The organism is Pseudonocardia sp. HH130629-09 (assembly GCF_001294645.1).
In the GTDB taxonomy this organism is placed as follows: Bacteria; Actinomycetota; Actinomycetes; order Mycobacteriales; family Pseudonocardiaceae; genus Pseudonocardia.
The window spans coordinates 3,449,727-3,462,792 of sequence record NZ_CP011868.1 but is presented as its reverse complement, the minus strand read 5'-3'; the positions used below and the strand labels follow the sequence as shown (position 1 = coordinate 3,462,792).

The window sequence follows — 13,066 nt, the reverse complement described above, 5'->3', positions numbered from 1 at the left end:
ACCGCCCGGTACGGTAACAGTTGCGTAAGTGATCCAACTGTCTGGAGGTCCGGTGGAGACCGCCCCCGAGGGCCCGCAGCCCCTCGACCCCGAGCTGCTGGCCGACGCGGCCGCGGCGTTCGGGATGCTCGCCGCGACCTCGCGGCTGCAGATCGTCTGGCTGCTCGCCGACGGCCCGCGCGACGTCGGCCGCTCGCCGCGGTCCTCGGCCAGCCGGTGGCGGCGGTGAGCCAGCACCTGGCGAAGCTCAAGCTCGCCGGGCTGGTGCGGGCCCGTCGCGAGGGCCGCCACCAGATCTACGTCATCGCCGACGCCGGCATGGTCGAGGTGGTCCGCACCGTGGTGGCCGTGCAGGACCGCCGGCGTGGGCCGGACGCCGTCCGCGACCGGGGGAGCGCGTGACGCCGCCGCCCCCGGGCCGTCCGCGACCGGACCGTGCCGGCACGCCCCGTCCGCCCGGCGCCCCGACGCCCCGGCGCGACACCCGGGCGCTGCGGGGGTGGCCCCGCTCCGGCGGACCCGCCGGACCCCGGTCGTCACCGGCGGTCCCCGGCGGTGCGTCGGCCGGTCCGCGGTCCCGGCCCGCCGACCCCGGTGCCCGTCCCACCACGCCGATGCGCCCGGTCGCCCCCTGGCCCCGCGCCGAGGAGCGCACACCGGCCCCGCGGTGGCACCGCGTCCGCGGCCTCGTCGCGGCGCTGTCGGTCGCGGTCTTCCTCGCCACCGGCGCCGGCTGGGCGATGGTCGGCGGCACCGGCGGCCTGACCACCGCCGACGTCACCGGCCCGCATGTCGCCGACGGCGCGACCGACATCCTGCTGGTCGGCAGCGACTCCCGGGTCGACGCCCGCGGCAACCCGCTCCCGCGCGAGGTCCTGGACGCCCTGGACGCCGGCGACGCCGACGGCCAGGACAACACCGACACCCTGATGCTGGTCCGCATCCCGGACGACCCCGACCTCGGCGCGTCCGCGGTGTCGATCCCGCGCGACTCCTGGGTCGACGTCCCCGGTCTCGGCATGCACAAGATCAACTCTGCGCTGGCGCGCGGCGCGGCGATGGCCCGGCCGGACCTGGTCCGCCAGGGCCTGAGCGGGCCGGACCTGGAGCGGGCGGCCAACGCCGCGGGCAGCAGGCTGCTCGTGCGCACCGTCGAGGAGTTCACCGGCGTCTCGATCGACCACTACGCCCAGGTCAACCTGGCCGGGTTCGCCGACATCACCCGCGCGCTCGGCAGCGTCCCGGTGTGCCTCAAGGCGCCGGTGCACGACAGCTACTCGGGCGCCGACTTCGCCGCGGGCCCGCAGACCGTGCAGGGCGCCCGGGCGCTCCAGTTCGTCCGCCAACGCCACGGCCTGCCCGAGGGTGACCTCGACCGGGTCCGCCGCCAGCAGGCGTTCCTCGCGGGGCTGACCCATCGGCTGCTGTCGGCGGGCACCCTCACCGACCCGACGGCCGTCGCCGACCTGATGCAGGCGATCAACGGGGCGGTCGTGCTCGACCAGGGCTGGGACCTCACCTCGATGCTGGCCCACGCCTCGCAGCTGCGCGGGGACCGGGTCACCTTCCGCACCATCCCCACCGGCCGGACCGACTACCGGACCGGCAGCGAGGGTGTCGCGGTGAAGGTCGACCCGGCGCAGGTCACCGCGTTCTTCGCCGGGCTGACCGCGCCCGGGGCGCCGGCCGACCCCGGGGCCGGCGACGACGCGGACACCGCCGCGCCGACACCGGCCACGGCCCCGGTCACCACGGAGAACAGGGCCGGACGGGCCGCGGCGCCCCGGGGTGACCCGACCCCGGCCGTCGACACCCAGCCCGAGTTGACCGCCGACGGGGTGCCCTGCGTCGACTGACGCGGCCCCGCCTCCCCGGCCGAGGAGCCTCCCATCATCACCGAGATCATCGACTTCCTGACCTCCGTCCCGTTGTGGGTGGTGGTGCTCGTCGCGGGGCTGGTCACCCTCGGCGAGACCACGATCGGCGTCGGGCTCGTCCTGCCCGGCGAGACCGTGCTCATCGGCGCCGCGATGGCCGTCCCGGACGTCCCGGCCGCGGTGCTGGTCACCGCGGTGGTCGCGGTCGCCGCGGCCTGCGGCGACTCGATCGGCTACGCGATCGGCCGCCGTTTCGGCCCGCGGCTGCGCGAGTCCCGGATCATCGGCCGGATGGGCCGCGACGCCTGGGACGACGCCGCCCGCACCCTGCGCCGCTGGGGTCCGTGGGCGGTGCTCGGCGCCCGGTTCCTGCCGGTGGTGCGGACGATGACCCCGGCCGCGGCGGGCGCGTCCGGACTGCCGCTGCGGCGGTTCCTGCCCGCCGTCGTCGTCGGGGCGACGATCTGGTCGGCCGTGCACGTGACCGCAGGGTTCCTGCTGCGCGAGGCCGCCGAGCAGTTCGAGAAGGCCTTCGGGATCGCCGGCTGGGTGGTCCTCGCGGTGGTGGTCGTCGCCGGCGTCGTCGGATGGCGGGTGCGGCGTCGTCGTGCGCAGGCCCGCCGGGCCGCCGCCCGCGGGACCGTCGCCGTGCTCGCCGACGAGCGCCGCGACGCCGCCTGAGACCGGACGGGCGCGCCCTCAGCGCCGGATCGGCGGGTTCCGGTCGCGCCGGGCCAGCAGCACAGCGGCCCCCGCCGCGACGACGACGAGTCCGGCCAGCAGCAGCGACCAGCCCAGGATCGACGGCGCGTTCGGATCGGTCGAGATCACCGAGGCGTTGATCTGTGAGACCTCACCGGGGACGAACTCCCAGATGACGGTGCCGCCGTCGGTCTCGCCGTCGGACTCGACGACCTCGCCCGGGAAGCTCATCGCGAGCCGCACGTCGGCCCGGTCCACCGGCATCGTGGTCAGGTCGGCCCGGCCCTGCACGGCGATCCGCTCCCCGACCCGGCGCAGCTCCAGGTTCGCCCGGCCCGACGCGTTCCCGCCGAGCAGGTTCAGCTGCGAGACCTGCGCGAACGTGAGGTTGTCGAAGGCCGCGCGGGTGCCGACGAAGCCGTCCTGGTCGTACGGCGACAGCTCGACCTCGTCGGTGAGGTCGGCCGGGACCGCCAGCTGCGGGCCGCGACCGTCCGGCGCGCCCGCGGGCGTCGCGACGACGATCGTGCCGTCGACGGTGTCGTCCGGCTGGACGGCGAGGGCCACCTGGACCCGGGCACAGCCGGTCAGTGCGAGCAGGGCCAGCACCGCGAGCAGCACGAGCGCACGCGTCCGGGATCGACGGCGTGCGGGTGGCGCGGTGTGGTGCGACGGCATGGCGTCATCGTGCCACCCGGGTACGACGGTCCCGGTGTCACTCGGGGGCGTGTGTCGGGTGATCCGTGGGGAGCAGGGGAAGCTCGCGCCCGAGGACGGCGAAGGGGCGCGGGTCGCCGGTGAACAGGTGCTCGCGCAGCACGTCGACGAACCCGGCGCGACGGTAGAGCCGCCAGGCCCGGCCGGGCCTGGCGCGGCCGTACTCGGGGGTGGACAGCAGCATCCGGCTCCGGGCGGCGTCGCGGGCCAGCGCCCGCAGCAGCGCCTCACCGATGCCCGAGCCCTGGGCCTGCGGATGGACGTGCAGCTCGGTCAGCTCGAAGTAGTCGGTCAGCCAGTCGGCGCTCACGGCGTCCGGCTCCCCGCGCCGGGCTCGCAGTCCGCGGCGGACCTCCTCGAACCACCACTGCCCGGGGCCGCCCCAGTAGCCGTAGCCGATGCCGGTGAGCCGGTCCTGCTCGTCGAGCCAGCCGACCGAGCGCCAGCCCGGCCGGTAGGAGTGCTCGAGCCACAGCGAGCGGCGCTGCCGTGTGGTCGGCCGCGGGTAGCCCATCGCGGTCACGTAGACGTCGATCGCCTCGCCCAGCCGGTCGGCGAACTCGCTGCGGCCGAGACCGACCAGACGCGCCCGCGACGGCGCTGCGGTCACCGCGACCACCGGCCCCGGTGGGGACCGCACGCCCGCGCGGGGGCGGGGTCGGTGTCGGGGTGCATGTCCCCATCACACCACGCCCGGCCGGTTGCGGCGGGTCCGGACCGGGCGCCCCGCCACGGAGCCGGTGGGTGAGTGGTGCCACCCGGGCACCCGACTTGACGCGACGATCGAACACGCGTTCTACTGTCATACGTCGAACATGCGTTCGATGCCGGGGCGTCCGGTGTGCGGAGTGGGGGAAGCACCCCGTCGCCGGGCGTCCCGGAGACCGATTCCGGTGGTGGGAACCGAGGCCCTGCCACCGGGTGGAGGGCGTGGTGATGCCAGTGGGCGGCTTCTCGCGTTTGTTCCGGTCCCGCCAGCCGGCGGCGATCGACGTGCGCTGGCAGAACGGTGAGCCGGTCGAGTTCTCCCGGCGTCCGTCGCGCCGCGGGGAACATTTTCTGGTCACCGGGGTTCGAGACCAGTGGATCGAGGAGTCCCCGTGGCCGTTCCCATCGCCCATGCCGGTGGGCGGGGACCGGTTGAGTTGTTGGCGGGTGCTCGCCCGGTCGGTGCAGGACCCGCAGGAGCCGCCGCGTGAGGTGGTGCTGCGGATGCGGTCCGGTCCGGGCGTGTGGGACCTGGTGAAGGTCGACTGAGTGGTGCGGGAGGTGCGGGAGGTGCACGTGCGGAGCAGGACGATGGAACTGGACCTGGCGCTGCCGGCGCCGCGGTCCGCCGGGACGCGACGGCCGGGCGACGCCCCGGTGGCCGCCGCCCCACCGGCGCGGCGGTCCGCCCGGGTGCGGCCGGTCGCCGACGGGCTGTGGCCGCTGGACTGCAGCGCGGCACGGGGCTCGGGGCGGGGCTCGGCACGGGCCGCTGCCGACCGTACGGAGTCCGCGTCCGGGGCGGCGCCGTCCCGGCGGGGGAGCGGCCGGACCGGTACGGACCCGGCGGGGGCCGGGTGCACCGGCCGGCCGGGTCGGCCCGGGTCGACCGGAGCCGCCGGCCGGTCCGGGCAGATGATCCCCCTGCCGGGCACATCCGCGCCGGCGGAGGGCGGCGCCGCCCGACCGACCGGAGGTCCGGCACGACCGACGGTGGGCAGCACCGTCGTGCCCGGAGGCCCCGCACGACCGGACGGGGGCCCTGCACGACCGGGCGGGGGCGCCGTACGACCGGCCGGCGAGACCGCGCGGCCGGCCGTGCCGCTCCGGTCGCCCGCGCCCGCTCCGCCGTCGCGGGACGCGCTCGGGCTGCTGCGCCAGGCTGCCGAGCAGCTCGCCGAGGCGCACCGGGAGACCGAGCCGCTGCGTCGCTACCCGGCGGCCTACCTCGCCGCGCTCCGTGCCGGGGCGGCGGTGCTGGCCATGCGGGCCCGCCCCAGGACCCGCCGGGGAGCCCCGCGCGACGTCTGGCGGCTCCTCGCCGAGGTCGCCCCGGAGCTGGAGGAGTGGGCGGCGTTCTTCGCCGGCTGCTCGCGGCTGCGGATCGAGGCCGAGGCCGGGATCGGGCGGCACGTCGACCGGCGCGCCGCCGACGACCTGCTGCGCCAGGCCGAGCAGTTCGTGACCCGGGTGCAGCTGCTGCTGCCCCGGTGAGGACCCCGGCCGGAGCGGCGGACGGCGCCGGGGCAGGTCGGGCCGCTGGGATCGGGCGCGGCGAGCAGATCCGGGAGCAGGTCGGTCAGGCCGAGGCGGTCGGGCGCGAGGCACTGCGCAGCACCCGGCCCAGCAGCGCGGTGAACACCGCGGAGATCTCCCGGGCGCCCGGGGTGTCCCAGGCCTGGATCGGCAGGCAGGCGCCCTGGGCCTGCTGGACCGCCGAGCGGTCGGGCAGGACGCTGTTGAACACCAGTGGGCCGAACAGCTCGCGCAGCTCGGAGATCCGGAACTCGTGCTCGGTGTTGCGCGGCCGCACCCGGTTGACCAGCACGCCCAACGGCTGCAGGCGGTCGTTGGACCGCTCGCGCTCGGTCTGGACCGCGTCGAACGCGCGCTGCACGCCGGACACCGAGAACATCGTCGGGTCGGTCACCAGGATCGCCCGGTCCGCGGCCGACAGCGCGCTGCGGGTCAGCTGCCCCAGCGACGGCGGGCAGTCCACGATCACCAGCCGGTAGCGCTCCTCGGCGGGCTCGGAGCCGCCGGAGTCGTCGGTGATCAGCTCACCCGCCAGCCGCTGCAGGGCGCGGTCGAGCCGGTACAGCTGCGCCGCCCCCGGGTCGGGGTGGTTGTGCCGCTCGGTCTGCTCCGCACCGACCAGCACGTCGAGGCCCTCGCCCCACGCCGACGGCGCGATGGCCCGCTCGACGACCGCGCGGCGCGGCTCGTCCAGCACGTCGGCGACGGTGGCCGTGGTCGGCTCCGGGTCGAGTGCGGTGGTGGCATTGGCCTGCGGGTCGAGATCCACCACGAGAGTGGAGACGCCGTGACGCTGCGCCGCGCCGGCCAGACCCAGTGCGACCGTGGTCTTGCCGACGCCACCCTTGAGACTGAGCGTGGCGACGACCTGCACCCACCCAACCTACCGTGCGGTCCGGCACGGTCGCCGGGCGGAGTCCACATGATCGTCGGCGCCCCGCCGTGGGCGACGCGGCGGGCGGGCGGGCCGGGCACCGGCAGGGGCCACTAGTCTCGGTGCCGTGGGATCGCCGACACGCGAGCAGGCCGGAGCAGCGCGCGGGGCTGCCGTGTTCCGGGTGCTGGACAGGGAGATCGACCGTGTCCGCCGGGACACCGGGGCCGCGCCCCAGGTGCTCGACGTCGGCGGGGGCAGCGGCACCTGGGCGGTGCCGCTGGCGATCGCCGGCTGCGCGGTGACCGTCGTCGACACCAGCCCCAACGCGCTGGCGACGCTGGCCCGACGCGCCGGTGAGGCCGGGGTCACCGACCGGGTCACCCCGGTGAACGGCGACGTCGACACCCTCGCCGAGGTCGCCCCGGCCGACGGCGCCGACCTCGTGCTGGGTCACGGGCTGCTCGAGGTCGTCGACGGCCCGGACCGGGTGCTCGCCGCGCTCGCCGCGGCCGCCGCCCCGGGCGGAGCGGTGTCGGTGCTGACGGTGGGGCGCTACGGCGCGTTCATCGGGCGCCTGGCCAGCGGCCGGCTGGCCGAGGCCCGTGCCCTGCTCACCGATCCCGAGGGGCGCACCGGTTCCGACGACCGGCTGCTGCGCCGGTTCGACGCGCACCGGCTGCAGGAGCTCGCCGCCGGGACCGGACGCCTGCAGACCGAGATCCTCCAGGGCGACGGCACCCTCGAGGCGTGGCTGCCCGGTCCCGGTCAGGAGGGCGAGGCGGCGGGCCGCGAGGAACGTGACGAACTGGACGCGCTCGCGTCGCAGGTCGGCGCTCTCGCCGAGGTCGCCCCGCGGTTGCATCTGCTCGCCCGGCGGTACTGACGCCCGTCCCGCCGCCGGTGTCCGACGGTCGTCGTCCGGCTGCCGTCGGTGATCGGACGACCGGCGTTCACTCGTCCGCCCACCCTCGTCCGGGTGGGTCCGCGACGGTCCGGGTGACCGACGACACGCCGCGCAAGACCGTCCGCTCGACGATCAGCCGAGCGGGTTGGACGGTCCGGGTGGTCGCGGCACGATTCGCCTCGTACTCTTGTCCTCAGACGCCCAGGTTGGGGCGCCCGTCGTACCGGTCGGGGCAGGAAGCCCGGGCCGAATGCGGCCTACCGTCCGATTACGTGTGCCGGAGGTGAAGGCATGCCGCTCTCCGAGCACGAGCAGCGCCTGCTCGAACAGATCGAACGCGCCCTCTACCAGGAGGACCCCAAGTTCGCGTCCTCGGTCAGCGGTAGCCGGCGGAGCAAGCCCGCCCGGCGCCGCCGGATCCAGGGCGCCGTCCTGTTCGTGGTGGGCCTCGTGCTGCTCGTCGCCGGGATCCCCTTCCGGGCGCTCTGGCTCGGCGACCTGCCGATCCTCAGCATCGTCGGCTTCCTCGCCATGCTCGGTGGCGCGCTGCTGGCGGTCACCTCGATCGGAGCCCGTCGTGGCGGCGAGGAGACGACCGGCCAGGGCGGATCCGCCCCCAAGGACAAGCAGTCCGGCGAGAGCGGCGGTGGCTTCACCGGCCGGATGGAGGAGCGCTTCCGGCGTCGCTTCGAACAGGAGTGACACCGGGCGCCCCAGGCGACTGCCCGCGTGACGCCCGGCGGGGCGGGACACCGACTCGGTGACCCGCCCCGCCGTCGTGTGTCCGGCACCGTCGCTGGGTGCCTGACGGTCGGGTAGGGGGCGCGCCGCCCGCGGCTGCCCCCGGGTCACCGGCTCGGCGACCGCGGTCCGGCTGTCGCGTCGCCAGGAGGCCCGCTGAGCTGCGCCGGTGTCGCCGGCGAGTGGGATCCGGACTTGACTTCACAGATCTGTTTACCTAGCGTCGACTCCAGGGGTTCACTGATCTGTGAAGGGGTCTCGGATGCGTCAGGTTCTGCACGTGGTCATGGAGTTCCTGCGGGACGTCGCGTGGGGGGTCAACGCCGGCAGCGCGATCCGACACGGCGCCCCACCGCCTGCCCCACGGCGTGCCCGGCCCGTCCGGGAGTACGGCGGCGACGCGATCGGAGGTCGGGAGGTCGACCGGGGCCAGGCGCACCCTCTGCGCTGGACGGTCGATGCCCGTGGGGGACTTCGCCCGGCCGGCGGCACGCTCCCCGGGGCGGGCCCGGACCCCGTCACGCGCTGACGCGGAGGCCGGCCCACGCGCCGTCGGAGCCGCGAGGCGATGCGGTCGCCCCCGGGTCCTCTGGGTCGGGTGCGAGCGGGTACGGCGCGTGGCCAGAGTGCGACCCGCCTGCTCAGTGCAGTGCCGCTCGTTCGTCCCGCAGCAGGCGCTCGGCCGCCTCTCGGGCTCTGCGCAGGAGGTCGGGGTCGTCGCTGATGCCGTGGTGGGTGATCGCGCCTTCGAGGAGCAGGAACACCAGGTTCGCCGCCGCTTCGGGACCGGCGATCCCGGGGTGGTCGGCCCGGACGAGCGCTTCGAGGTGCCGGCGCACCGCACGCTTGTGGGCGCGGACGACGCTATGGGCGGGATGGTCCGCGGGAAGCTCTCCCGCGGCGTTGATGAAGGCGCAGCCACGCTCGGAGAAGTCGACGTTCTCGGTGTAGGAGTCCCAGAGCGCCAGCACTCCCGAGCCCGGACTCGCGGCCACCCTCTGCTCCATCAGCTCCCACCACGCGTGGTGCCGAGCCTGCAGGTAGGCCTCGACCAGGCGGTCCTTCGAGCCGAACCGGTTGTAGAGCGTGCGCTTGGTGATGCCGGACTCGGCCGCGATGGTGTCGACCCCGACGGCGTGGATCCCGCACCGGTAGAAGAGCTCCGACGCCACGTCCAGGATTCGGCGCGCGCCCGCGGTCAGCGTCGGCGCACGCAGCGCCTCGTGATCCTCCGCGCTCGACATTGCGGACCCTCCTCCCCGTGTCGCCGTGCTCCTGACTTCACCGATCAGTGTACGTCGCCGTCGGGCCGAGACGTGCGGACCTCGTCCAGGTCGTCGGCCGGCGCGTCGTCGTCGGCCGGCGCGTCGTCGTCGGCCGGACGACGCCCGCGCCGGACCGCCTCCGGCACGACCGAGGCCGGCAGCACCCGGGCCCGCAACGGCGTCCCGCCGGCCGCGATCGCCGTCCGCACCTCGTCCACCAGGCCGTCGAGCGTGCCGGGCCCGGGCAGCATCCCGCCGTACCAGCTCGCCTCGACCCGGCCCGCCAGCTCGCGCAGCGCCTCCGCGGGCCGCCCGGACAGACCGTGCCGCTCGATGATGCGGTCGGCGGCCGCGCGGACGGTGTCCCCGGGCGGCACCGGGACCCCGTGGTCGCGGGAGGCGGCCAGGACCTCGTCCCACGCCGCGGTCGCCGCACCGTCGCCGCCGGCCCGGGCGAGCCCGGCCCGTCGGGAGTACTGGTGCCGGCGCCACAGGCCCGGGGTCAGCACGACGGCGAGCACCGCGGCCGCAAGCAGCAGCACCACGACCAGCGGCCACCACGACCCGGTCGCGGCCGTCGGCCGGTCCGCCGCCTGCTCCTCGGTGGGCGGGGGCTCCGGGGTGGGACCGGCGGCCTCCGGGGGCAGGGGTGTCGCGGACGGCTCGGGCTGCGGGGTCTGCTCGGCGGCGGGCGTGCCGCTCTCCTGCTCCCGGGCCTGCTGGACGTAGGCCGGGTCGATGGTGCGGCCGTCGGCGAGCGGGGTCGGGTCGAAGGTCAGCCAGCCGTACCCGGGGAACCACGCCTCGACCCAGGCGTGCGCGTCCTCGGTCGTGATCGTCCGGGCCCCGGAGCCGTCGGCGTCGCCCGCGGTGAAACCGACCGCCACCCGGGCCGGGACGTCGACGGCGCGCAGCATGACCGCCATGGCCGAGGCGTACTGCTCGCAGTAGCCGGTGCGGCCGCGGGTCAGGAAATCGACCAGGGCGTCGCCGTTGCTGCCCGGCGCGGTCGCCAGGCTGTAGGTGAAGGGAGAGCCGGGCCCGGTGAAGTGGTTCTCCAGCGCCATCGCCCGGTCGAACGGCGTCGCGGCACCGGCGGTCACCTCGCGGGCGATCGCAGTGACCCGCGGGTCGACCCCGTCGGTGTCGAGGTAGGCCCGGTCGACCGTGGTCGGGCCGGACGCCGCACGCAGCTGGTCGGCCGAGGGCTCCGGCAGCCGCATCGACTGGGTCCAGCCGTCCTCGGACTGCGCGCGTTCGCTGTAGACGATGCCGCCGGCGGCGTCGTAGGCCCAGCTCGGCGAGGCGACCGCGATCCGGGTGGGGTCGCCGAACACCGGCAGCCAGTAGTCGCGGAAGCCGAGGTTCTCGACCTGCACGTCCTGCGCGGCGGCCGGCCCGGACGTCGACGGCGGCAGCGGCCCGGTCAGCGGCACCCCCGGCAGTGGACGCCCCGCCTTCCAGCCCTCCTGCGGCACGTAGGTCTGCAGGGTGAGCGCACGCAGGTAGGTCGGGGTCTCCAGACCCCGGACGCTGAACAGCGGTCGCGGCTCGCTGCGGGTCAGCTGTCCGCGCAGCGAGGTGAACGGGTTCAGCCCGATCGAGCCGTCGGCGTTGCCCCCGGTCCCGCCGGTGGCGTCGAAGCGACCCGAGGTCCCCACCGACGACGCCAGCAGCCCCACCAGCAGCGAGCCCACGACGGCGACCGCGACGACCGCGGCCCCGGCCGGGATCTGTCGCAGCCGGTCCGGGCGCAGGAGCAGCAGCACGCCGTAGCCGAGCGTCGCGGCGACGACGGTCCACCAGGGCAGCAGGTCCGGCTGCAGCGCGGTCGGCACCGCGAACACCACGAGCAGCGGCACCCCGGCCGCGGCGGGGGCGGCGACGGTCACCGCGAGACCGAACACCGCGATCGCGATCGTGCCGAACCCGAGGGTGACCAGCAGCAGGATCTCCGGGCTCGCCGACACCGGCGGCAGGCCGCTGTCGATCTGCTGCCCGGCACCGCCGAGCAGGCCCGACAGCTCGCCGAACGCCGTGGGGCCCGGGAGCACCCCGAGCACACCGCTGCCGGTGAACCACGCCGTCACCAGCAGGATCAGGGTCAGCAGCTGCCCGGGCGCGACCAGCCAGGCCCGCAGCGGCAGCAGCAGGCCGCCGACCAGGGCGACCAGCACGACGGCGACGGCGGCGTGGGCGAACCAGGCCGCGCCCTGCACGACCGAGCCCATGGCCGTCCCGGCGAGCAGCACCGCGACGACGGTCGCGACCGGTCCCAGCACCACCGTCCAGGCCGGTGCGCCCGGCGTCCGGCCCGCCGGCCCCGTCTCGGCGACGGGCGCGGCGGGTGGCGGCGCGGGCCGCACGGGGGGCCGGGTCGGCGCGCTCATCCGGTCGCTCCCGCGGTGCCGGGCGAGCCGCAGGCGTCGGCCCAGGCCCGCTGGACGGTCATGTCGGAGGTGACGACGGTGGCGTGCCATCCGGCACGGCGCAGCGCGGCCGCCGCGACCGACGCCGGGCGGGCCCGCGTCGCCGCCGACCAGGTGTCGACGTCGAGGAGGACGGCGTGCCCGCCGCGCGGCCAGGCCGAGACCAGCGCGGTGACGTCCTGCGGCGCGGTCCCGCCGAGCACCGCGAGCACCCCCTCCGGATGCCCGGGCCCGGGGCCGGGTGCGGTGATCCCGGTGCTCGCCGAGGGCCGCAGCACCGCGAGCGACTCCAGCCGCGGGGGCACGGCGTCCGCGCCGGTCACACCGGGCGGCACGTCGCCGACGGTCTCGCCGGACTCGTCGACGAGCGCGACGGCCTCGCCGCGCTGGAGCAGGTGCACCGCGGCGCTGGCGGTGAACGCCACCGCCCACTCCAGGCTGGACGCGGGTCCGTGGCCGCGGTGGACGCTGTCGCGTCGGTCGATCAGCAGGGTCACGCCGGACGGGTCGGGCCGGTCGTCGAGGCGGACCATCAGCTCGTCACGCCGGGCGCTGGAGCGCCAGTGCACGCGGCGCAGCTCGTCGCCGTGGCGGTAGGGGCGGATCAGCACGTCCGGGGTGCCGGGGCCGGGGCGGCTGCCGCCCTCGGCACCACGCCCGGCGGCGGTGGAGGTCAGGGCGGGCCGCCCGGTGAGCGGGGTGACCCGGGGGAGGACCAGCAGCCGGTCCGCGGGCAGCAGGTCGTGGCGGAACTCGGCGAGGCCGAGCGCGTCGGTCCCACGGCCGCGCAGCGGGCCGATCCGGTACGCGCCGCGGACCGCGGGCCGCACCGGGTAACCGACCCGGGCGCCGCGGCGGCCGAGCCGGTGCACGGTGAACCGTGGCGGGTAGCGGTCGGCGGGACCGGCGGCGTCGGGCACGTGGTCGGCGATCCGCAACGCGCCCAGCAGGGCGCCGCCGGCGATCCGCAGCAGCACCGTGCCGCCGTCGCCCGCCTCCAGCCGGGCCGGCTCCAGGGTGCGCGCGACCTGCAGCGAGCGGCGCGACCGCAGCGCGACGACGAGCGCGAGCAGCGGCAGGAGCAGCACGAACGCCCCGATCCGGACGAGGTCGCGCTCGTCGAGCGCGATCGCCGAGAGGACCATCGCGGCGCCGCCGCCGAGCAGGCAGCGCCCGCGCACGGTCAGCCCCGCCGGCCGTTCCCGGCGCGGTGCGCCGCCGGCCGCGAGCGGCGCCGACGACCCGGACGCGGCCGGGGCGCCGGGCTCGGCGGGAGCCGGTGTCCGCGGCGGCGGCGCGGTCGGCGCCAT

General features: G+C 76.5%; 14 protein-coding genes. 8 read left to right on the top strand and 6 right to left on the bottom strand.

The window, feature by feature from the left end:
* The first annotated feature begins 52 nt into the window (after positions 1 to 52).
* From XF36_RS34165 to XF36_RS15865, 4 genes are all read left to right on the top strand, one after another.
* Entirely contained in the window at positions 53 to 229 is a 177-nt protein-coding gene (locus tag XF36_RS34165) for a hypothetical protein (RefSeq protein WP_238588902.1), read from the top strand.
* Positions 226 to 402, top strand: coding sequence for an ArsR/SmtB family transcription factor (locus XF36_RS34160; RefSeq protein ID WP_238588901.1), 177 nt, complete (start codon positions 226 to 228; stop codon positions 400 to 402). Before XF36_RS34165 ends, XF36_RS34160 begins: the two co-directional genes overlap by 4 nt.
* Before the next feature lie 212 nt (positions 403 to 614).
* Positions 615 to 1,856 carry an LCP family protein gene (locus tag XF36_RS15870; RefSeq protein WP_060712591.1) on the top strand — a complete coding sequence of 414 codons (1,242 nt, stop codon included), beginning with the start codon at positions 615 to 617 and terminating at the stop codon, positions 1,854 to 1,856.
* An 81-nt stretch (positions 1,857 to 1,937) separates the two neighbouring features.
* Positions 1,938 to 2,558 (top strand): DedA family protein, encoded by a 621-nt coding sequence (locus XF36_RS15865; protein WP_238588900.1) that lies wholly within the window; start codon positions 1,938 to 1,940, stop codon positions 2,556 to 2,558.
* Positions 2,559 to 2,576: 18 nt separating this feature from the next.
* On the opposite strand, the gene XF36_RS15860 is transcribed toward XF36_RS15865, so the two are convergent.
* Both XF36_RS15860 and XF36_RS15855 read right to left on the bottom strand, forming a co-directional pair.
* Positions 2,577 to 3,257 carry an LppM family (lipo)protein gene (locus tag XF36_RS15860; RefSeq protein WP_060712589.1) on the bottom strand — a complete coding sequence of 227 codons (681 nt, stop codon included), beginning with the start codon at positions 3,255 to 3,257 and terminating at the stop codon, positions 2,577 to 2,579.
* A gap of 37 nt (positions 3,258 to 3,294) precedes the next feature.
* Positions 3,295 to 3,906 (bottom strand): GNAT family N-acetyltransferase, encoded by a 612-nt coding sequence (locus tag XF36_RS15855; RefSeq protein WP_060714746.1) that lies wholly within the window; start codon positions 3,904 to 3,906, stop codon positions 3,295 to 3,297.
* Positions 3,907 to 4,232: 326 nt separating this feature from the next.
* On the opposite strand from XF36_RS15855, the gene XF36_RS15850 reads away from it, so the two are divergent.
* Positions 4,233 to 4,553, top strand: coding sequence for a hypothetical protein (locus XF36_RS15850; protein ID WP_051050348.1), 321 nt, complete (start codon positions 4,233 to 4,235; stop codon positions 4,551 to 4,553).
* Between the two features lie 549 nt (positions 4,554 to 5,102).
* Positions 5,103 to 5,498: an SAV_6107 family HEPN domain-containing protein gene (locus tag XF36_RS15845; protein WP_060714745.1), complete on the top strand. Its 396-nt coding sequence runs from the start codon at positions 5,103 to 5,105 to the stop codon at positions 5,496 to 5,498.
* 85 nt (positions 5,499 to 5,583) lie between these two features.
* Here the strand turns inward: XF36_RS15845 and XF36_RS15840 are convergent, their stop codons facing one another.
* The gene (locus XF36_RS15840; protein WP_060712588.1) at positions 5,584 to 6,414 is read right to left on the bottom strand and encodes a ParA family protein; all 831 of its coding nucleotides are present in this window, start codon (positions 6,412 to 6,414) and stop codon (positions 5,584 to 5,586) included.
* Positions 6,415 to 6,541: 127 nt separating this feature from the next.
* Here XF36_RS15840 and XF36_RS15835 point away from each other — a divergent pair, with 127 nt between their 5' ends.
* Complete coding sequence (locus XF36_RS15835; RefSeq protein ID WP_238588899.1) at positions 6,542 to 7,300, top strand: class I SAM-dependent methyltransferase; 759 nt, start codon at positions 6,542 to 6,544, stop codon at positions 7,298 to 7,300.
* Between the two features lie 312 nt (positions 7,301 to 7,612).
* Positions 7,613 to 8,023, top strand: a complete 411-nt coding sequence (locus XF36_RS15830; RefSeq protein ID WP_020623751.1) for a DUF3040 domain-containing protein — start codon at positions 7,613 to 7,615, stop codon at positions 8,021 to 8,023.
* Between the two features lie 680 nt (positions 8,024 to 8,703).
* Here the strand turns inward: XF36_RS15830 and XF36_RS15820 are convergent.
* The 3 genes from XF36_RS15820 to XF36_RS15810 are packed head-to-tail and all read right to left on the bottom strand — an operon-like array spanning position 8,704 to position 13,066.
* Positions 8,704 to 9,306: a TetR/AcrR family transcriptional regulator gene (locus XF36_RS15820; RefSeq protein ID WP_060712586.1), complete on the bottom strand. Its 603-nt coding sequence runs from the start codon at positions 9,304 to 9,306 to the stop codon at positions 8,704 to 8,706.
* Between the two features lie 44 nt (positions 9,307 to 9,350).
* Positions 9,351 to 11,717, bottom strand: a complete 2,367-nt coding sequence (locus tag XF36_RS15815; RefSeq protein WP_145981381.1) for a transglutaminase TgpA family protein — start codon at positions 11,715 to 11,717, stop codon at positions 9,351 to 9,353.
* Positions 11,714 to 13,066, bottom strand: a complete 1,353-nt coding sequence (locus XF36_RS15810) for a DUF58 domain-containing protein (protein WP_060712584.1) — start codon at positions 13,064 to 13,066, stop codon at positions 11,714 to 11,716. The genes XF36_RS15815 and XF36_RS15810 overlap by 4 nt, the downstream gene beginning before the upstream one ends.